Raw genomic sequence first — 21091 nt, forward strand, 5'->3', positions numbered from 1 at the left:
TTTAAAAATGGTAGCGCTTAAAGGCTTCAATAGCAGCATAATCTGCTAGACCAAGGTCGTTATATTTTTTTGCTGTTAATCTGTTTCTGTCTTCAACACGTACCCAGAATTCCCTAGAGTCATCACCCTGAAACATCACCCCATCTTTTTGCGATTGGTGGTAAAAAATAGCATGTCGTTTCTTAAGTACTTGGTCTGGACTCATTGGTACTGCCATTTCTATCTCGTATGATTCCCATTCGTGCCATGCACCGCGATATAACCATACCCAGCAATCGTTCATGTATGTATTATGCTTTAATGCTTTTAAGGCTTCAAACAAAGCATCAAGGCACACTTTATGTGTGCCGTGTGGGTCTGCGAGATCTCCAGCAGCATAGATTTGATGCGGTTTAATTTTGGCAATTAAATCACTCATGATATTAATATCCTCTTGTGATAGGTTGTTCTTTTTAATGGCACCTGTTTCGTAAAAAGGGAGGTCTAAAAAGTGAACGTTTTCATCGTTTAAGCCTAAATATCTGGTAGCAGCAAGCGATTCGCTTCGTCTAATAAATCCTTTTAGTTTTCGTACTTCTGGAGAATCTATGGCATTTGCCTTTTTTCGATTTAAACAATCAATGATTACTTCAGATTCATTACAATCTGGTGATAGTGACTTAGATATTTCTGCAAATTTTAAAGCTTCTTCATCTGAAACTGCGATGTTTCCTGAGGTTTGATAAGCAATATGTACATCGTGCCCTTGTTCAACCAATCTATCAAAAGTACCGCCCATAGAAATTACATCATCATCTGGGTGTGGACTAAAAATAATGACTCGCTTTTTTGGGATGTTAGCACGCTCTGGTCGGTTAGAATCATCGGCATTTGGTTTCCCACCAGGCCATCCTGTAATGGTGTGTTGTAACTTATTGAACATTTTAATATTCAAATTATAAGCAGTGCCTTCTTCAGCCAAAAGCCCAGACATACCATTATCGTTATAATCTTTGTCGGTTAATTTTAAGAATGATTTATTTGTTAACTCACTTAACCAAACCACAGCTTTTAATTTTAGAGCCTCGTTCCAAACACAGGATGTTACAATCCAAGGTGTTTTAATTCTTGTTAATTCTGATGAGGCACCTATGTCTAACACAAAGGTGGTGTTATTATGTTCTTGTAAATAGGTTGCAGGCACGTGAGAAGTTATATTGCCTTCAATGGTTTTTTTAATAATTTCAGCTTTACTAATTCCCCAACCTAATAATACAATTCTTTTAGCACTTCTTACGGTACCCACTCCCATGGTGATGGCTTTTCTAGGTACATTGTCTATACCTAAAAAAGCTGGTGCAGCATCCACACGAGTAATATGGTCTAAGGTAATGCATCGGGTGCCAGAATTAAAGTGAGATCCAGGTTCGTTAAATCCTATATGTCCTGTTCTTCCTATGCCTAATAATTGAAAATCGAGTCCACCAAGTGCTTTAATCTTCATTTCATAATCAATGCAATATTGGTATAAATCGTCGTTGCTTACAGTACCATTTGGGATATTAATATGTTCTGGTAATATATCCACATGATTAAAAAGGTGCTCATGCATAAAGTAGTGGTAACTTTGAATATTACTTTTATGCATAGGATAGTACTCGTCCAAATTAAAGGTGATAACATTGGCGAAGCTTAAGCCCTCCTCTTTGTGCATTCTTATAAGTTCTTCGTAAACTTTTATAGGAGAAGAGCCCGTGGCTAAGCCTAAAATACAATTTGAATTAGTCTTCTGTTTGTCTTTTATTAAGTTTGCTATTTCTTGGGCAACTATTATAGATCCTTCGGCGGATGAGTTTACACAAACGTTATGAATTTTCTCAAAACGTGTTTCCTCAAACTTACCTGGTTCTGTGTATTTAATGTTGGGATAGCTAGCAATATCTGCATTCATAAACTTGATTTTTAATCTATTAACTATATCAAAATTACGGGTTAAAAAATTTGATGCGAAAAAAAATATATGAATAACATCATTTTGCATGCAGACAGCATATTACAACCGATAAGTGATTTTAACTTAATAAACTATTGCCATTTTAATTGTAAGTTACCCATTATATCACTAAAATTGCTAGGGGTTAATACCCTAAAATACTAACTTAACCCGTTGCGTATTTTGAGGAGAATTTGTCAAAACGAGTAAAATTAGCTCATTTTTATGAGTAAAATTTGTATCGAGAATCCAAATTTTCCATTTTAAAACTTGTTCTCGATACGATTTTCTGTTGAAAATTACTCGAACTGACAATTTAGTTTAATAAAAAATAAAAATACCCAACGGGCTAACTTAAAAAGACTATTATTTCACTATTCAACAAAAATATAAGGCGCACTATACCACTTAAATATCATGTTTTATTTTGGCTTGGATATTTTACGTTTAATGTGGTTAGATGGGGAAGTTACTTTGATGACTATTGGTATTCGTTAAAATCTAATTTAGTTGAGTTCCCCATTCATATTATTGTTGTTTATATAAATGTGTATTACCTCATACCAAAATTCATTTTAAGAAAAAAGTACCTCACCTACATTGGGTATTTGGTACTGATGTTAATTTTAGTGTATTTGGTAAGAACTGGCTTTAATTACCTTTTAGTTTCAAAAGAGATATGGCCAGAAGCTGAGGAGGCTGGAAAATTTCTTGAAACTAACCATGTTATTGCGGTTGTTTTAGGAGAGCTTTATGTTTTAGGGTTTGTAACTGCCATTAAACTATTAATTGACTGGCCACTAGAATTAAGGCGGAACGAAGATTTAGCAAAGTTGCAATTAAGCACAGAATTGAAGTTTTTGCGTACCCAAATACAGCCACATTTCTTTTTTAACACATTAAATAATTTATATGCCTTAACTTTAAAAAAATCTGAGGATGCACCACGATTGGTTATTAAATTGTCCGATTTAATGCAATACGTTTTGTATGAAGTGAAGGGGTCTAAGGCAAGTTTGTTAGAAGAAATTAATCATTTAAATAATTATATTGATATTGAGCATATTAGGTTTAAGGATAGGATTGAATTAGAAATGGATATTACTGGTGATATTGAAGATGTAGAAGTGCCACCATTATTATTTTTAACCTTTGTTGAAAATTGTTTTAAACACGGTTTAAAGGATAACGATATTATAAAAATAAACATGAGTTTTGAGGTTGTTGCTAAGGCATATTTAGAATTTAAGCTCACTAATAATTTTAATCCTAATACAGATATAGAACTAAGAAAGGGTATAGGGATAAAGAACACAGAGCGTCGTTTAAAATTATTATTTGCCAACAATTTTGTTTTAAAAAGTACTATTGAAGATAATTTATATAGCTTATTTTTAAAAATTCCAGTGCGATAAACACGGGATGTCGAATGAAAATATTTAAAAAGTGATCATAATTAGATGAAAATTAAATGCATAATTATAGATGATGAACCATTAGCCATTGAGGTTATAGAAAATCATTTAAAGAATTTTGATCATGTTGAGGTTGTTGAAACATTCCATAACCCACTAAAAGCATATCGTGTTTTAGAGCAGGAAAAAATAGATGTCATTTTTTTAGATATTAATATGCCACAAATGACGGGATTCACTTTTATTGAAAATCTAAACCAAAAACCTTTAATAGTAATTACCACAGCTTACAGAGAATATGCGGTTAAGAGTTTTGAATTAAATGTGTTAGATTATTTAGTTAAGCCCATACCATTTAATCGCTTTTTAAAAACCATGAATAAAATTTATCAGCAGGTGTATATTAATGCATCTATGGGTGATACCAGTTTACAACAAGAGCCACATATTTTTTTAAAGGTGAATAAGAAATTGCTAAAAGTAAATCTTAATGATATTCTTTTTATAGAAAGCCTTAAAGATTATATAAAGGTGATTACTAGGTTAGGCGATTATGTGGTGCACAAATCACTTACAGCGATTACCGAAGAATTACCCCAATCTAATTTTTTACGAATACATAGGTCTTATACCATTTCAATAAATAAAATAGCTGCTATTGAAGGCAATACCATAGAGATTGCAAATAGAAGAATTCCTATAGGGAGAAACTATTTAAAGCAAACCAAAGAGCGAATATTAAACACCAATGATAATTCAGAAAAATAAAACACTAAAACAAATTAATAATTATGTCTAGCACAAATCAATCTTCATCACCAACCAAAAACAGCACATTTGTTCCAATACTAATTATAGCTGGACTATTCTTTATTTTTGGATTTGTTACTTGGATTAACGGTGCGTTAATTCCGTTTATGAAAACCATTAACGAATTAACCGATGCGCAATCTTATTTAGTGGCCTCTGCATCCTATATTTCTTTTGTAGTTATGGCGTTGCCAGCATCCTATGTTATTAATAAGATTGGTTATAAAAAAGGGATGTCTTTAGGTTTAGTTATTATGGGTTTAGGCGCGTTGGTTTTTATTCCTGCTGCCGAAGCAAGAACGTATTGGATGTTTTTAGCAGGTATTTTTATTCAAGGTGCAGGCATGACCTTGTTGCAAACCGCATCAAATCCGTACATCACTATTTTAGGGCCTATTGAAAGTGCTGCTAAACGTATTGCTATTATGGGAATAGCCAACAAAGTAGCGGGAGCCTTAGGGTCTGTTATTTTTGGCGCTATTTTATTATCTGGGATTGATGAAATAAAAGAAAAGCTAAGTACTGTTACTGATTCTGAAAAATCAGAGTTGCTAAATGTTATGGCAGATAGTGTTGTAACACCGTATATTGTTATGGCTATTGTGTTATTTATTTTAGGTGTTTTAATTAGAAAAGCACCATTACCACATGTGGAGGCAGAACCTATTGAAGCATCAAAAGATGGGGAAACAGCCAAAACAAGTATTTTTCAATTTCCACATTTATGGTTGGGCGTACTCGCATTGTTTGTTTATGTTGGCGTTGAGGTTATTGCAGGAGATACCATTATTTCCTATGGGATATCGTTAGATTTACCTGTGAGTCAAGCCAAATTTTTTACCTTATTTACCTTAATGGCTATGGTGGCTACATATTTTTTGGGAGTCCTTTTAATTCCAAAGTATATGTCACAGGCATTTGCATTAAAAGCTAGTGCCATATTAGGTATTATATTATCGTTTTGTATTGTGTTTTCTACAGGATTTACATCTGTTTTGTTTGTGGCTGCATTAGGAATAGCAAATGCTTTAGTGTGGCCAGCAATATGGCCATTAACTTTAAAAGGCTTAGGGAAATTTACCAAAACCGCATCAGCTTTATTGATAATGGCAATTTCAGGTGGTGCTATTATTCCACCTTTATATGGAAGACTTGTTGATACAAACAAAGCCGATTTATTGGCGCAGGGTATGGACGAAATTTCGGCATCTGCTGAAGCAGCAACAAACGGCTATTGGATTTTACTACCATGCTATATCATTATATTATACTATGCTTTTTGGGGGCATAAAGTAGGACTCAAAAAAGTGTAGATAATCTTTTATGAAAAAAAGAATTGAAGCCGTTGATATTTTAAGAGGATTTACCATTGCAGCAATGATTTTGGTGAATACCCCAGGCACTTGGAATCATGTTTACCCACCATTATTACACGCCCAATGGCATGGGTTAACACCAACCGATTTAATATTTCCGTTCTTTTTATTCATTGTTGGTATTTCTATTTACTTCGCTTATAAAAGCAAGCCTAATACAAAATCGACTTACAAAAAAATAATCATTAGAAGTTTAAAACTTATCGGTTTAGGATTGGTTTTGAACTTGTTTTTACCCTACATCCCCTTTTTTGAAGATTTAGAAACTGTGAGACTTCCTGGAGTACTGCAACGTATTGGAGTGGTTTTTTTAGTTACTGCCATTCTGTATATGAATTGTAATTGGAAAAAACTTATAGGGATTGGTGTAATTATATTATTAGTCTATTGGTTATTTTTAGGTTTTATACCGTTTGCAGATGGTACTGTGCCTACGTTTGATAGAGCGCCAAATAATTGGGCAAATTATATAGATTTAAATGTGTTAGGAAAGCACACATGGCAACCAGATTATGACCCCGAAGGGATTATAAGTACGCTCCCTGCAATTGTTAGCTGTATCTTAGGGGTTTTAATTGCTAAACTTTTAGATGGGTTTGCTCAAGTAAAATGGTTGTTTCTAGCTGCATTTTGGTTGTTAGTTTCGGGATATGGATTCCATGTACTATTTCCAATTAATAAAGCCATTTGGAGTAGTAGTTTTGTTTTGGTAACTAGTGGTTGGGGCACATTGATTCTGGCAATTATTTATTGTTTTACAGATGTTTTACGTTTAAAGTTTGGCACTATATTTAAGTATGTAGGTATGAACGCTATTACTATTTATTTTCTATCCAGTTTTATATCTAAATGTTTTTATCTTACTAAGGTGGAAGAGAATCATAATATCCATTCTTATCTGTATGATTCACTTTTTGAGCATACATTTTTAACAAATGAGATGTCGTCGCTCTTGTATGCGCTATCTGTAGTGTTTTTTTATATGATGCTTGGTTATTTTATGTATAAGAGAAAGGTTTTTATTAAGGTGTAAAATAGTTCTATTTTACCCTATAAAGCTGTATCGCAATAAGCTGTCGCTCTTGATGTTCTTTATGTTGAATTTGTTGCGGGCTAACATATAAAAAGCTGTCCGATTTGGTTAATTGTAGTACACCAATTTCAGATTTTATAATGTCCTTTTTAAAGGTTTCTGGTTTGTCAAAATCTTCCCAATAGGCGCTTTCACCTTCTAAAAGGGTTTCAAAATTTCTATGAGCACTATCTGTTAGTGTTGAGGTAATACTATTTTTTTCTGTTGAAACTGAAAATTGCACCTCATTAGGATTAGGCATTTTGTTTACCAAAAACACCTTGTACTTCCCTGGAGTATGTACTTTAATTTTATAAATAGCACTATCTGAAACTTTAGACCAACCTTGTAAATTATGATTTCTATTGATTAAACCGTTTGAAATATAACTAGGAGACGCTGCGTATATTTGGGTGAACGCTCTGTCCTTAAAACCAATTTGAAGCGTGGGCATATTAAACGAATTGGCTTTAAGAATACCTTGATACCAAATACTTAATTCTTTTTCAAGCTCTGACGTTTTTGCAGGTAAACTATCTATTAAATTGTGAAATTCCTTAGGGTCGTTGATAACATTGTAAAGTCCTTGTCTAATACGCCCTTGATTTTGAATGTATTTGAAGTCTCCTTTACGAATTGCTAAGCCTTGGTTTTTAAAATGAAATGTTGATTTAAAGTCTTTTGTTAGTGGTGAGCTGGCTGTAATCATAGCATCTTCGGTATTTTCAGTTGAAGAACCTTTAGGGCTATGATTAGCGAAGAATATTGGGTTTTTAACAACGTTTTTTCCATCAAATATGGGTGAAAAATCAGTGCCATCCAATGTTAATGATTCTGGTAATTCTATATGACTCATACTAGCCAAAGAAGGTAATATGTCTTCAATTTTAGCTAAATGGTTTACTTTTTTTGGAAGTAATTGGTCTTTCCATTTTACAAAAAGTGTTGATTTTACGCCGTTTTGCCAGTTTTCGCCTTTGGTACCTCGTAATCCTGATGGATTTCGCATTTGCCATTCCTTTTCGGTTAATCCAAAACGGTAACTTCTGGTCCATGGTCCGTTATCGCTCATAAAAACAATAATGGTATTTTCGGTTAAACCATTTTTATCCAAAGCATCGAGCAGTCTCCCAATATTATGGTCTAGATTATCTATCATTCCATAAAGGGTAGCCATAGGTTTTGATAGCCCTTTATCTTCATACTTTTTTATATAGGATTCTGGAGCGCGCCAAGGGTTATGTGGTGCTAAATGAGACATGTAAGCAAAAAATGGTTTGCCTTCTCTTTCTTGCGTTACAAAATCGATGGCCATATCGGTAAGAGCATCGGTAGTAAAACCTTTAGTCTGTATCGGTTTTCCGTTTAAAAGCCCTGTGTTGTTCCAGTAATTGTATAGGCAGGCATAGTAAGCTTCGTCAAAACCTCTGTCCCAAGGGAAATAGCCATCCGTTTTCCCAGAATGCCATTTGCCCCACATGCCTGTATTGTAACCATTCTTTTGAAATATTTCAGCTATCGTGGTTTCATCTAAATTCATAAAATCACGACCCGCATGAACCGATGTTACCCCTGTTCTTAAATAGTTTCGTCCAGTCAGTAAAGCAGCTCTTGATGGCGCACAAACATTTTGTAAATAGAATTGTTCGAATTGAACAGACTCATTTCCTAGTTTATCAAGATTTGGGGTTTCTAAATATGGATTTCCATGTAAGGATAAATCGTCGAATCCCATATCATCTGCTTGAATGATAAGGATGTTTGGTTGAGGCGTTTGCTTTTCTTCGGAAGTATCTTTACAGCTAACAAAAATAGTTGTTAAAATTATGATTCCTAGTCTGATAATATTTGCTTTTAACATGCCTTTAATAAATTTTGAAGCCTACTTCAAATGTCTAATTCTAATACTTTAAATAAATACATCTAATAATAATACCATCATTATACCAACAAGCCCAACAATGGTTTCCATAACAGTCCACGATTTAAAAGTGTCTTTAAGACTTAAATTAAAATATTCCTTGTACATCCAAAAACCAGAATCGTTAACATGCGAAAACATTAAGCTTCCTGCACCAATAGCCAATACCATTAGGTTTGGATTAGCGCCAGTTACGGTAATTAATGGCGCTATAATGCCTGCGGTAGTTAAACCTGCAACGGTAGCAGAACCTAAGCATACTCTAATAATAGTAGCCATTATAAAGCCTAAAAGGAGTGGGTTAACATCCCATCCACCTAATAAGTTGGCAATATCGTTACTTACACCACTATCAATAAAAACTTGTTTAAGAGCACCTGCACCAGCAACAATTAAAAGAATCATGGCAATATCTTTTACAGCATCGGCATACCCATCCATAATGGTCTTTATTTTCGTTTTTTGCTTTATACCAAGTGTATATGTCGCAATCAATAATGAAATAATCATCACAATAACAGGGTCTGCTAAAAACGTAAAAAGTCCTTCAAGAAACGTATTTCCAAACGATAAATAAGGTGCTAAAGAGGAGCCTGCCAATAAAAAAACAGGCAACAATGCTGTTAAGAAACAATTAATACCGCTTGGTAATTCTCTATTTAGATCGTCTTTAGGAATGAAAATATCTAAAGGTTTTGCTTCTATTTTTTTTAATGTTTTTGCAAAAAATGGACCTGCAATGACCATACAAGGTATAGCAACTATAAACCCATATATAAGGGTTGTACTTAAATTGGCATCAAAAAGATTAACTAAAGCTGTAGGTGAGGGATGTGGAGGTAAAAACCCATGCGTTACGGATAAGGCTGCTAACATAGGAATACCAATATAAACAGCAGGTATTTTGTATTGATAGACAACCGAAAAAATTAACGGGACTAAAAGCACAAAACCAACATTGTAAAATAGTGGAATGCCCACAATAAAACCAGTTATCATTAATGCCCATTGGATGTATTTTTCGCCAAAAGCATTCATTAAAACTTCTGTAATTTTTTTAGCGGCACCACTATCTGATATTAATTTACCAAACATGGCACCTAAACAAATAATAACAGCCAATGAACCTAACATACCACCTATACCTACTTCGAGGGATTTGGAAATATTTCCTAACGGAATACCTAAAAGGATTCCCGCCAAAATGGATACAATAAGAAAGGCTAAAAATGGATTGATTTTACCCCAAGTAATCAATAAGATAAGCACAAGTACACAGAAAACAACGGCTAAAATTGTCATAGTAAATACAGTTTAGTTGGTTTGTGTTAAGCATATAACTTTTAAAACTTACTAAATAAATGCACTTTGTATTACTGTTACTTTGGGTGAAAGCAAGAATATGCTAATTGAATTTTAAATTCAAGTAACTCTAGTATTTAAAAAGTAGTATGCTTTAGTTGTTGTAAAATTAGTTTTTTTAGCGGTTACTGTTTTGTACTATTTTGTCATTTAGTAGTTGTATAAAAATTAAAAGATGGTTTATTTACATAAATTGATTCTGTTTTAGTATGATATCTTGAGAAGTATTTATGTTTTGATATACTGTAATGAGGTGTCAGTTTAATAAACCCACATTACCCCATTCAATCCATTTTATACTTTTAGTTTAAAGCTTAATGGTCAAGAGTTAATTAGTATTACTAATCTATCAAGTTAGTAAAGATTACAGCTCTTAATGGTGAATTAATTTTTTTGAGATAAAATATTATCAAGAACACTTTGCTTTACCTTAAAAACGGTTCCATGTCTGGTACCTTCTGGGAAATCAAGTGTTTCGGTGATATCAGTCCAGTTTTTTAAATCTGGTGATTTTACAGCACCCATTTTATGGTCTTCGTACATATCAAAATATACCACCCATTCACCATCTATTTTAATACAAGTAGGACCTTCTGTCCAATGTGGGGTGATGGCTTCTGAAGGTTCAGAATAATTGCCCAAAAGTTCTTTACTTGTAGCAATATGAATATCTTTATGCAATGTATCGTGGTTGACTTCATTCTTTAAAAACATGATATAGCGTTCACCATCTTTTTTAATATGAGAATCAATGACAGTAAACCCTTTGTCATATAATAGTTTTGCCTCAGTAAAGTCAATAAAATCTTTTGTAGTCGTATAATACATTCTGTGATTACGCCCTTTAGGGTGAAATGATTTTGGAAACCTGCCAGGAATCGTACTAGCCCAAAAAATAGCATATTGCTTGGTAGTTTCGTCATAAAATATTTCTGGAGCCCAACAATTCATAACATTTGGCTCATGAGCCATAACAGGAATAAATTTCTGCTCAGACCAATGAATTAAATCTGTGGAATTTGCATAACCAATACCATTATCTGTCCAACCAGTTGTCCAGACCATATGAAATTTATCATCCTCTCCTTTAATTATGCATGGGTCGCGCATCAATTTATCTTCTCCTACCTCTGGAGTTAAGAAGGACTTATTATCATTAAGTGCAGACCATTTTAAACCATCCATACTTGAGGCTAGATGTAGTCCATCTTGCCCATTATCTTTAAAGAAAGAAAAGAGATAGACCTCTTCTTCTTTTTGTGAACAGCCAATCAAAGTGATTAGCATTAATACGATTAGTGATTTTTTATACATATCTATCAGTTTTTATACAATGATTAATTCTAATTATTGGTGTTACATCTAACTATGATGTTTTTTAATTTTTGACTTAAACTATTTTATAAATGGTATAATTAAAGGGATACACCTCGTTTCCAAGGAATAAAATCATCTTGATTCAATACCATTGCTTTTGTTTTAGTACCACTGGCAACTTCAATAATATAGTTTAATAATTCTTCTGCTTTGTCATCAATTGTTTTATCTCCTGTAATGATATCACCAGTATCAAAATCAATAATATCATTCATTTTATTCGCTAAATCTGAATTTGATGATACTTTGATAACAGGTGTTATGGGGTTCCCAGTTGGTGTTCCTAGTCCTGTGGTAAATAATACTAAATTGGCACCAGACCCTACCATGGCTGTAGTGCTTTCAACGTCATTTCCAGGAGTACATAATAGATTTAAGCCGTTTTTTGAAATGTATTCGCCATAATCTAAAACATCAACAACTCCTGAGGTACCACCTTTTTTTGCAGCCCCTGCAGATTTCATAGCATCGGTAATCAGGCCATCCTTAATGTTGCCAGGAGACGGATTCATATCAAAACCAGAACCCGCATTAACGACAGAAGTTTCATAAGCTTTCATCAAACTTAAAAACCGCTCACCATCTGCATCGTTAAGGCATCTATTTAATAATTCTTGTTCTACACCACATAATTCTGGAAATTCAGACAAAATGGCTGTACCTCCAAGAGCTACCAAATAATCGGACACCTTACCAAGAGTTGGGTTAGCAGAAATGCCTGAAAACCCATCAGAACCTCCACATTCTAAACCAATGGCTAATTTTGATAGTGGTGCCGGTTTACGTTGAATAGAGTTGGCTTCCTTTATACCTTCAAACGATTGTTTAATAACCTGCTGTAGCATGTTATCGATAGTACCCAATTTTTGTTGTTCAAAAATCAAAACAGGTTTTTTATTATTGGGGTTTATAGCATGCAAGGCATCTTCAAATATTTTGATTTGAAGGTTTTGGCAACCTAAGCTTAATACCGTAACACCTGCAACATTGGGGTTGTTTACATAACCTGCCAATAGTTTTGCTAAACTTTCGGCGTCTTGCCTAATGCCACCACAGCCACTTTGATGCGTGATAAATTTTACGTCAACATTATCAAAAACATTTTGTGAAACCTCATGTGCATCGTTGTTATCATTACTATTAATTAATGATCGGAGCAACAGTCTATTTTTATCTTCTTTGGTTTTTAATAGTTCTTTTTCAAAAATGTCTTTTAATCTTTCAATATTTTTATTCTCACAAAATACTAACGGAAAAAACAACCAGGTATTAGTGGTTCCTACTTGCCCGTCAGCTCTATGATAACCCATAAAGGTTTTATTCGCCCATTTTTCAACATTTGGTGGTGTCCAGCTAAATTTTTCGATTTTTCCAGATACTTTCCCACTTTGATGGATGACGTTTTCAGTTGTTAAAACATCCCCTTTAATAACCTGCGTATTCGCCTTTCCAACTAAAACACCATACATAAATATAGGGTCATTTTTTTGAAAAGTAACCAATGCTATTTTATGCTTTTCTTTGGTTTTTGATTGAATTGTTATGGTCTCATTTTGAAATACAATTTGCTCATTTGCCTCTAAAGTTCTCATGGCTACGGCTACATTATCTTTCTCATGTATTTTTATAAGTGGTGTATTTCTTTTCATGATTGGAAGCTTTTACGAAAATTATCATATCCTTTTTCAATTCCATTAGTATCAATTTCTTTCAAAGCATGAGTGATACCATCTGTTAAGTTTACTATTTGATTCAAATCTGAACCCCAAAAGTCAGTATTGCTTAAAACGTTTTGGGCAATGGAATGATAATCTGGATCCTTCCAAACATCATTAAAAAAGGCAACAACATTTTCAGCATCGTTTATAGGTAAAGAATTGTCTTTCCAATCTCCTTTATAAAAACGGATTAAACATGCTAAGGAAAACGTAAGATTTACAGGGAGTTTATTGAATTTTTCAACATAACCCAGTAAACTTGGTAATACACGTACTTTAAACTTTGAAACGGTATTTAAGGCTATACTTGCCAATAAGTGTTTTACAAATGGGTTTCTAAAACGGTCAAAAACGTCTTCGGCGAAAGCTTCAAGCTCGTTTTTATCTAAATCTAAGGTTTCAATAATCTCTTTGAAAACGGTATCTTTTATAAAGCTACCAGTAAAATTATTATCTATAGATTCTTTAACCGTTGTATTTCCGTAAAGCATGGAAAAGGGAACAAGAGCTGTATGGGCACCATTTAATATTCTCACTTTTCTGCTTCTGTAGGGTTGCATATCTTCAACAATTTTTACCTGAAGTTTGGTTTTGTTAAATGGTAACTTTTTGCTTAACGTTTCATCGCCTTCAATAACCCAAAGGAAAAATGTTTCGGCAGATACAATAAGATTGTCTTGGTAATCAAGTTGCTTGTTATAACTTTCAATATCATCTTTAGGATAACCAGGTACAATTCTATCAACTAAAGTATTATGGAAACTATTATGATTGATAATCCATTTACTAAAATCAGCTTCTAAATTCCAAAGTTTGCAATATTTTAAAATAATCTCCTTTAATGTATCGGCGTTGTAATTGATGAGTTCGCAAGGGATGATGGTTAATCCTTTGGATGAGTTGCCTTTAAAATGTTTAAATCGTTTATATAGAAATACGGTTAGTTTAGCAGGAAAAGAACTTGGAGGTTCCATATTGAGCGTATCGGTTTCAATGTACGAGATACCTGCTTCAGTGGTATTAGAAATTACAAATTCTAAAGTGTCTTCCTTTGCTAAATTGATATAGTCTTGAAAGTTTTTATACGGATTGATGCCTTTAACAATATTAGTAATAACTTGTTTTTCTTGGATTTCTTCACCTTTTTCTACACCTTTTAAAAAAAGGGTATATAGTCCATCTTGGTTGTTAAGCATGTTCACCATACCATGTTCAATAGGCTGTACAACCGCTACACCTGCGTTAAAATTTTGGGTATCGTTTAATTCTTGAACAGCGTAATTTACAAAGGCTCTTAAAAAATTACCTTCACCAAATTGCAATACTTTTATGGGAAGTTTTGTGTTAACGTTATAATTTGTTCTGTTTAATTTTTTCATATTTACTATTATAAATCGAATAGGCTAGGGAGCCATAAAGATAATTGTGGAAAATAGGTTACTAAAAACAAGGAAACTACCATGGCTATAAACAAAGGTAAGAGCGGTTTTACCACTTTTTCTATGGTGGTGTTAGCAATACCAACACCTACAAAGAGCACCGAACCGACAGGAGGAGTACATAGTCCTATACAAAGATTAAGTACCATGATGATGCCGAATTGAATAGGATCCATCCCTAGTTTTGTGATGATGGGTAAAAATATGGGTGTGAATATGAGTACTGCTGGTGTCATGTCCATAAAGATACCTACAAAAAGTAGTAGCAAGTTGATAATTAATAGAATGACAATAGTATTATCGCTTAAACCCAATAATAGATTACTAATATCTTGAGGAATATTTTCATAACTCATTACCCAAGACATACTCATAGATGCTCCAATTAAAAGCATGACAATAGCCGTAGTACCACAAGAATCCAATAAGATTTGAGGTAAGTTTTTTACCGATATTTCTTTATACCAAAAGGCTAAAATAAGTGTATATAATACCGCAATGGCTGAAGCTTCGGTTGCAGTAAAAATACCAACCACAATACCGCCAATAACTACAACTAGGAGCATTAAACTAGGAAAAGCATCAACAAAAGTTTTAAATATTTCTTTAAAAGAACTACGCTTACCAACTTTATAGTTTTTCTTTTTTGCCCAAACTGATGCAACAATCATCAAGAGTAAACCTGTTAAGATTCCTGGGATATAGCCTGCTAAAAATAAAGCGGCTATGGATACACCACCACTTGCCAAAGAATAGACAATTAAAATATTACTTGGAGGAATAATAAGCCCTGTAGTAGCAGAAGTAATATTAACGGCTGCCCCAAACTCTTTAGAATAACCTTCTTTTTCCATTTCTGGACCTAAGATGCTTCCCATAGCCGATGCCGATGCCATGGCAGACCCTGCAATAGCACCCATTAACATGGCAGCTATAACATTGATGAGCGCTAAACCTCCTGGTAAAGCGCCAACCAATGTTTTTGCAAATGCTATTAATCTATGAGCAATTCCTCCTTTATTCATAAGTTGCCCAGAGAGCACAAAAAAGGGTATGGCTAATAATGCAAAACTATCTAATCCTGTGCCTATTCTTTGAGAAACTGTAGTTAATGCTGGTAATGCTGGAATACTCGCCAGCATAGTTAATAATGATGAAATAGCGATACTCCATGCTACTGGAACACCAATTAATAACAATCCTAAAAAGCTAACTATAAGTACAATTATGGGTAAATATTCCATTAGATTTGTTTATTAATAATGTCCGAAATTTTATAAAAAATGATAAGTATTCCGCTTATGGGAATTACTAAATATACCGCTGCTAAAGGTATTTGAAGGGCAGGGGAGTACTGCTCTAAAGTATAGGTGATATACACTAGCCTAAATCCGCCAATAATAAAAGCGGCCAAACAAAATATAATGATAATAACGTTTACAAAAACCTTTAGTTTGTGTTGTCCGTCCTTGTTTAATCGCATGGGTAGTAAGTCAATGGCAACATGCATACGTCTTCCAGAAATGTAGGCAGCTCCCAAAACACCCACCCAAATCATTAAAAATCGAGCTAATTCATCTGTAAAAGAACTGGGCGTTCCTACAACAAAGCGTGTAAACACCTGCCAAAGTACATTAAGCACCATGATGGACATGATGACTACCAATGTGTTTCCTAAAATTTTATCAATTTTATGTCGTATTTCCATGGGTTTTTTAATTATCAATTAAAAACTTCAACTAATTTGTAGCCTGTATTCTACTTATTAAATCGGCTAAAAGAGGATCTTCATTAAATATTTTATAACTATTTTCTACTCTATCTTTAAATTTAGATTTATCTGGTCTGCTAATCGTTACACCTGCTTTTTCTACTTCTTCCAAAGCTTCTTTCTCTGCAACCGCCCAAAGCTTCCTTTGGTGTTTTATAGAGGCATCAACAGAGGCTTGTAACCAGTGTTGCTGTTGTTTATTTAAACTATTCCATAAATACGTTCCCATTATTAAAACATCAGGAATGGTGGTGTGTTCATCTAAAGCATAGAATTTACAAACCTCGTAATGCCTAGATAAATAAAAACTAGGGGGATTGTTTTCGGCACCATCAACAACACCTTGTTGTAAGGATGTATAGAGTTCTCCCCAAGAAATGGGAGTTGGTGAGCCACCTAAATTGCGTATCATATCCATAGCGGTTACGCTTTCCTGAACTCTTATTTTTAAACCTTTTAAATCTTCTGGAGATGTTATGGGTTGTTCTTTAGTATAAAAACTTCGGCTTCCAGAGTCGTAATAGCCCAAGCCTTTTAACCAATACTTTTTTCCACTATCTAATAATTCTTTACCGATGTCTCCATCTAAAACTTGAAAAGTGTGTGCCTTATCTCTAAATAAGAAAGGTATTCCAAAAACTTTCATACTTGGTGAAAAATTTTCCATAACAGATGCCGAAACCTTCGTCATACCCAAGCTTCCTATTTGAAGCAGTTCTAAACATTGACGCTCTGTACCTAATTGTTGGCTTGGGTAAATTTCAATAGACATTGTTCCATTAGAGCGTTGTTTTAAATCATCAGCCATAAATACCATAGCTTTATGTACGGGGTGACTAATATCTAAACCATGTGCAAGCTTTATCGATGTTTTTTCACTTGCTGTATTGCAAGTATTTAATAAAACCGTTAGGCATAATATGAGTATTAAAGGCTTCTTCATGGTGTGTTTATAGTTTAAAATCAAAATAAGATTTAGCATTATTGTAACATATATCTGCTACCATATTCCCAATCCATTCCATATCATTTGGTAGTTCTCCACGTTTAATTTCATCGCCTAAAAGGTTACAAAGAATACGACGAAAATATTCATGTCTGGGAAACGATAAGAAGCTTCGGGAATCGGTAAGCATGCCAATAAAGCAGCTTATTAAACTCATGTTAGATAAGGCGTTAAGTTGTTTAATGATGCCGTCTTTTTGGTCTAGAAACCACCACCCAGAGCCAAATTGTACTTTGCCTTTAATTTTTCCATCGTTAAAATTACCAATCATGGTTGCTAACACTTCATTATCGGCAGGATTCAAGTTATACAATATGGTTTTTGTTAACTTATCTTTACTATCTAATGCATTTAAAAAGTTTGATAACTTATGTGCTTGCGAATAATCACCAATAGAATCCCAACCCGTATCAGGTCCTAAGGCAGTTAGCATTCGCTTATTGTTATTGCGAAGTGCGCCTAAATGAAACTGCTGAATCCAACCAAAATCATGATAGGTTTCGGCTAAAAATAGGAGGGTCGCACATTGAAACTTTTCAGCTTCAGTAGTACTAATGGTTTTGTTATTTCTTTTCTTCTGAAAAATCTGTTCAATTTCAGATGCTGTAAAGGATTCAAAAGACATTTGATTTAATCCGTGGTCTGATAATTTACAGCCATAGGCATTAAAATAGGCAATGCGTGCTTTTAAGGCATCACATAAATCTGTAAAAGAATTTATGTTGATATCAGCCGATTTCCCCAATGCATTTATATAGTCGTTGTAACCTTCATTAGCAATTAAAATGGCCTTATCTGGACGAAATGATGTGCTTACTTTAACACTAAAATCACTTTTTGCTATTGTTCTATGATGCTCTAAAGTATCGGTAGGGTCTTCTGTAGTACAAACCACTTCGGCATTTACTGTTTTTAATAAATTTTGACAGCTATATACTTTAGTGTTTAGTTTTTCTGAAGTTTCATTATAGATGTTTTCTGCAGAAGCTTCATTGAGCATATCATAGATGTCAAAATAGCGCGCTAATTCTAAATGCGTCCAATGAAACAAGGGGTTTCGCATGGTATAAGGTACTGTTTTTGCCCAGTTTTTAAATTTGTCTTTATCTGAAGCTTGCCCTGTAATAAAATGTTCATCAATCCCTAAAGTTCGCATAGCGCGCCATTTGTAATGGTCGCCTTTAATCCAAACATCGGTGATGTTATTGAATTGTTTATCATCTGCAATTTCTTTCGGAGATAAATGATTATGATAATCTATGATAGGCTGGTGTTTAGCAAAGTCATGATAAAGTGTTTCTGCATAGTTGTTTTCTAATAAGAAATTATCATGTATAAATGCGTTTTTCATTTTGTTATATTTTTATGATAGTAGTACGTATATCAATATGGTTAAAAATACCAGTATAAATCCTGAAACATTAACTTTTGACCATGATTTAATTTCTGTATCTTCTTTTTCTTCGGAGGTTTCAATTTCTGTGCTAGGATAAACTTTAGATACCAGGAACATAATGATGAAATTCAACACAAATTCTATACCCCATAAATGCACAAAGTGAATGTCTAAATCGAGGATAAATGTGGTTAAAATATAAAAGGTAAATCCAAAAAACAAACCTGCTTTAGCGCCTTTGGTATTAATCTGTTTGAAAAATATTCCAGCAATTATGATTGATGAAATAGGTATGAAAAATATACCGTTCAACTCTTGTAGCAACATATATAAACCATCTGGCGCATAAGCAACCATGGGTGCAACAGCAATAGCAATTATGGCTAATACGACCGATGATAGTTTACCATATTTTACCAATTTGGCATCTGAGGCATTTTTATCGATTATTTTTTTATAAATATCTAAACAGAAAATGGTGCTGGCAGAATTTAAAACACTATTAAAAGTACTAAGTACTGCGCCTAGAATAACTGCCGCAAAAAATCCATATAAGTATGTTGGCAATACTTTTTTAACAAGCATGGGGTAGATTAAATCTGGTGTTTCGTAAAATTGATCTTGAAAATAGTAAAATGCAATAAGTCCTGGAAGTACTATGATTGCTGGTACAAACAGTTTTAAAACCCCTGTATAAATAAGTCCTTTTTGGGCTTCAACTAAATTTTTAGCACCAAAAGCACGTTGTATGATGGCTTGATTCATGCCCCAGAAGTATAATTGATTTATCATTAATCCAGTAAATAGCACCGAAAATGGAAGTACAGAATCTGGTTTTCCTATAATATCAAATTTGTCGGGGGCAAAATTATATACGGTTGATAAGCCGCTAAACATATCGCCATCTCCAATTTGATACAGCGCAATGGCTGGAATTAATAGACCTCCAAGCATCAAGCCAATACCATTTAGAGAATCTGAATACGCCACAGCCTTTAGTCCTCCGAAAATAGCATATAATGAACCAATGACACCTATAACAAGTACCGTATAAATTAAGGATTGTTCTTTTGAAATGTTGAATAAATAAGAAAAGTCGAATACACTTTCAATATTAATAGCTCCAGAATATAAAACGATTGGTAATAGTGTGATTACAAAAGAAGACATTAATAAAAAAGCAACTACAGAACGAATGGCTCCATCAAAGCGTTTTTCTAAAAACTCAGGGATAGTGGTTAATCCCATTTTAATAAATTTTGGGATAAAAAATATAGCTGCAATAACCAAGGCAATAGCAGAGGTAACTTCCCAAGCAATAACAATAATCCCATTTTTATAGGAGCTCCCATTCATCCCAATTAAATGTTCGGTAGAGATGTTGGTTAAAATCATAGACCCCGCAATAATAGGGCCTGTTAAACTTTTTCCAGCTAAAAAGTACCCTTTTGAGGTTGTGAATTTATCTTTTCGGAGTTTGTAAGTTGTATAGAATATTACAAATAATGTAAATCCGAAAAAGCCTAAATAAGTATATAACATTGCAAAAGGTGGTTTGTTTAGTTGGTAATGGTTGGATTAGAATTTTAATACATCTGGCAAATATTTTTTTACTAGTTTTTCGTAATACGGTTTTAGGGCTTTAACATCTGGTTTTACAGGTGCTTTGGTGTATAAATCGTAAGGGTTGAATTTTTTTACCCATTCGAACATTTCTATGTCTTTTTCATTCATTAAATGTGTATAAGCTTCCTCTCGATGTTGTGCATAGAATGAATGATATCTTATAATGTATAGAGCGGGTTCTGGTAAATAATCTTTTAAAATTTGATATAAATACTCATCATGACCCCAGCTCATTTTTACATGATCTAAACCACAATTTGGTGAATACACGCCATACTTTGTGTTGTATTTTGGGTTGGTATAATCTGCGTTTTCCTTAAAAAATTCAGGATACACGATGGTGTCTGAAAATTGACAACCCACAGGAAAGGTATCTCCAACAACAGCCCATTGTGGCTCGTCAAACAGACATAAAACTTTACCAATATCATGTAGAAATCCAGTAAGCACAAACCAATCTGGATGTCCGTCGGCACGAATAGCTTCAGAGGTTTGTAGTAAATGTTGTAACTGGTCTAAATCAATATCGGGGTCGCTATCATCAACTAAAGTGTTTAGGAAATCTACGGCTTCCCATAGTGACATTTCTTTTTTATCGAATTTTAAAAATTCTTTTTCCTTTTTACATACAAAATCATAAGTTTGATTGATGTGATTGATTCTGTAAAATTCTCTAACCGTATCAACACGTTCAGAATCAACATAATTTCTAAAAGCTTCCTTTTCTTTTACTGGAGTATTCGGGTCAGGGTAACGCTGTTTTAAGTTATCTTCCCAATCGTCAATATCATGCATGGGGTTTTTATAGTTTGTATCATTTTTCATAATTC

General features: G+C 33.7%; 16 protein-coding genes. 4 read left to right on the forward strand and 12 right to left on the reverse strand.

From position 1 onward, the window contains the following. Position 1 precedes the first annotated feature (1 nt). Positions 2-1930 (reverse strand): glucosamine-6-phosphate deaminase, encoded by a 1929-nt coding sequence (nagB, locus tag Q0739_RS09845; RefSeq protein ID WP_298238555.1) that lies wholly within the window; start codon positions 1928-1930, stop codon positions 2-4. 494 nt (positions 1931-2424) lie between these two features. Between nagB and Q0739_RS09850 the strand changes: the two genes are divergently transcribed. Genes Q0739_RS09850 through Q0739_RS09865 form a run of 4 tightly spaced genes read left to right on the forward strand, consistent with a single transcriptional unit; the run spans position 2425 to position 6606 of the window. Further along, on the forward strand, positions 2425-3387 hold the full coding sequence (locus Q0739_RS09850) for a histidine kinase (RefSeq protein WP_298238556.1): 963 nt from the start codon (positions 2425-2427) through the stop codon (positions 3385-3387). A 45-nt stretch (positions 3388-3432) separates the two neighbouring features. Then, positions 3433-4155, forward strand: a complete 723-nt coding sequence (locus Q0739_RS09855; protein WP_298238557.1) for a LytTR family DNA-binding domain-containing protein — start codon at positions 3433-3435, stop codon at positions 4153-4155. A 23-nt stretch (positions 4156-4178) separates the two neighbouring features. Continuing rightward, complete coding sequence (locus tag Q0739_RS09860; RefSeq protein WP_298238558.1) at positions 4179-5510, forward strand: sugar MFS transporter; 1332 nt, start codon at positions 4179-4181, stop codon at positions 5508-5510. A 10-nt stretch (positions 5511-5520) separates the two neighbouring features. Next, entirely contained in the window at positions 5521-6606 is a 1086-nt protein-coding gene (locus tag Q0739_RS09865; protein ID WP_298238559.1) for a heparan-alpha-glucosaminide N-acetyltransferase domain-containing protein, read from the forward strand. A 7-nt stretch (positions 6607-6613) separates the two neighbouring features. Here the strand turns inward: Q0739_RS09865 and Q0739_RS09870 are convergent, their stop codons facing one another. The 11 genes from Q0739_RS09870 to Q0739_RS09920 form a co-directional block, all read right to left on the reverse strand. Then, entirely contained in the window at positions 6614-8506 is a 1893-nt protein-coding gene (locus Q0739_RS09870) for an arylsulfatase (RefSeq protein WP_298238560.1), read from the reverse strand. A 48-nt stretch (positions 8507-8554) separates the two neighbouring features. Continuing rightward, entirely contained in the window at positions 8555-9868 is a 1314-nt protein-coding gene (locus Q0739_RS09875; RefSeq protein WP_298238561.1) for a gluconate:H+ symporter, read from the reverse strand. 444 nt (positions 9869-10312) lie between these two features. Next, the gene (locus Q0739_RS09880; RefSeq protein ID WP_298238562.1) at positions 10313-11242 is read right to left on the reverse strand and encodes a glycoside hydrolase family 43 protein; all 930 of its coding nucleotides are present in this window, start codon (positions 11240-11242) and stop codon (positions 10313-10315) included. A gap of 101 nt (positions 11243-11343) precedes the next feature. Further along, the gene (locus Q0739_RS09885) at positions 11344-12954 is read right to left on the reverse strand and encodes an altronate dehydratase family protein (RefSeq protein ID WP_298238563.1); all 1611 of its coding nucleotides are present in this window, start codon (positions 12952-12954) and stop codon (positions 11344-11346) included. Beyond that, positions 12951-14402 carry a tagaturonate reductase gene (locus Q0739_RS09890; RefSeq protein WP_298238564.1) on the reverse strand — a complete coding sequence of 484 codons (1452 nt, stop codon included), beginning with the start codon at positions 14400-14402 and terminating at the stop codon, positions 12951-12953. Before Q0739_RS09890 ends, Q0739_RS09885 begins: the two co-directional genes overlap by 4 nt. Before the next feature lie 8 nt (positions 14403-14410). Then, on the reverse strand, positions 14411-15706 hold the full coding sequence (locus Q0739_RS09895; protein ID WP_298238565.1) for a TRAP transporter large permease: 1296 nt from the start codon (positions 15704-15706) through the stop codon (positions 14411-14413). After that, entirely contained in the window at positions 15706-16170 is a 465-nt protein-coding gene (locus Q0739_RS09900; protein ID WP_298238566.1) for a TRAP transporter small permease, read from the reverse strand. Before Q0739_RS09900 ends, Q0739_RS09895 begins: the two co-directional genes overlap by 1 nt. Before the next feature lie 31 nt (positions 16171-16201). Next, the gene (locus tag Q0739_RS09905) at positions 16202-17176 is read right to left on the reverse strand and encodes a TRAP transporter substrate-binding protein (RefSeq protein WP_298238567.1); all 975 of its coding nucleotides are present in this window, start codon (positions 17174-17176) and stop codon (positions 16202-16204) included. A 7-nt stretch (positions 17177-17183) separates the two neighbouring features. Next, positions 17184-18590 carry a glucuronate isomerase gene (uxaC, locus tag Q0739_RS09910; RefSeq protein WP_298238568.1) on the reverse strand — a complete coding sequence of 469 codons (1407 nt, stop codon included), beginning with the start codon at positions 18588-18590 and terminating at the stop codon, positions 17184-17186. A gap of 12 nt (positions 18591-18602) precedes the next feature. After that, positions 18603-20177 carry a solute:sodium symporter family transporter gene (locus tag Q0739_RS09915; protein ID WP_298238569.1) on the reverse strand — a complete coding sequence of 525 codons (1575 nt, stop codon included), beginning with the start codon at positions 20175-20177 and terminating at the stop codon, positions 18603-18605. 36 nt (positions 20178-20213) lie between these two features. Next, positions 20214-21086, reverse strand: a complete 873-nt coding sequence (locus Q0739_RS09920; RefSeq protein ID WP_298238570.1) for an inositol oxygenase family protein — start codon at positions 21084-21086, stop codon at positions 20214-20216. Positions 21087-21091: the final 5 nt, after the last annotated feature.

The organism is uncultured Algibacter sp., assembly GCF_947487605.1.
Taxonomy (GTDB): domain Bacteria; phylum Bacteroidota; class Bacteroidia; order Flavobacteriales; family Flavobacteriaceae; genus Algibacter_D.

What these genes read in the sequence shown, in the direction of transcription:
- nagB (WP_298238555.1), bottom strand. Translation starts at nt 1,930, where the DNA reads ATGAATGCAGATATTGCTAGCTATCCCAACATTAAATACACAGAACCA.
- Q0739_RS09855 (WP_298238557.1), top strand. Translation starts at nt 3,433, where the DNA reads ATGAAAATTAAATGCATAATTATAGATGATGAACCATTAGCCATTGAG.
- Q0739_RS09860 (WP_298238558.1), top strand. Translation starts at nt 4,179, where the DNA reads ATGTCTAGCACAAATCAATCTTCATCACCAACCAAAAACAGCACATTT.
- Q0739_RS09865 (WP_298238559.1), top strand. Translation starts at nt 5,521, where the DNA reads ATGAAAAAAAGAATTGAAGCCGTTGATATTTTAAGAGGATTTACCATT.
- Q0739_RS09870 (WP_298238560.1), bottom strand. Translation starts at nt 8,506, where the DNA reads ATGTTAAAAGCAAATATTATCAGACTAGGAATCATAATTTTAACAACT.
- Q0739_RS09875 (WP_298238561.1), bottom strand. Translation starts at nt 9,868, where the DNA reads ATGACAATTTTAGCCGTTGTTTTCTGTGTACTTGTGCTTATCTTATTG.
- Q0739_RS09880 (WP_298238562.1), bottom strand. Translation starts at nt 11,242, where the DNA reads ATGTATAAAAAATCACTAATCGTATTAATGCTAATCACTTTGATTGGC.
- Q0739_RS09885 (WP_298238563.1), bottom strand. Translation starts at nt 12,954, where the DNA reads ATGAAAAGAAATACACCACTTATAAAAATACATGAGAAAGATAATGTA.
- Q0739_RS09890 (WP_298238564.1), bottom strand. Translation starts at nt 14,402, where the DNA reads ATGAAAAAATTAAACAGAACAAATTATAACGTTAACACAAAACTTCCC.
- Q0739_RS09895 (WP_298238565.1), bottom strand. Translation starts at nt 15,706, where the DNA reads ATGGAATATTTACCCATAATTGTACTTATAGTTAGCTTTTTAGGATTG.
- Q0739_RS09900 (WP_298238566.1), bottom strand. Translation starts at nt 16,170, where the DNA reads ATGGAAATACGACATAAAATTGATAAAATTTTAGGAAACACATTGGTA.
- Q0739_RS09905 (WP_298238567.1), bottom strand. Translation starts at nt 17,176, where the DNA reads ATGAAGAAGCCTTTAATACTCATATTATGCCTAACGGTTTTATTAAAT.
- uxaC (WP_298238568.1), bottom strand. Translation starts at nt 18,590, where the DNA reads ATGAAAAACGCATTTATACATGATAATTTCTTATTAGAAAACAACTAT.
- Q0739_RS09915 (WP_298238569.1), bottom strand. Translation starts at nt 20,177, where the DNA reads ATGTTATATACTTATTTAGGCTTTTTCGGATTTACATTATTTGTAATA.
- Q0739_RS09920 (WP_298238570.1), bottom strand. Translation starts at nt 21,086, where the DNA reads ATGAAAAATGATACAAACTATAAAAACCCCATGCATGATATTGACGAT.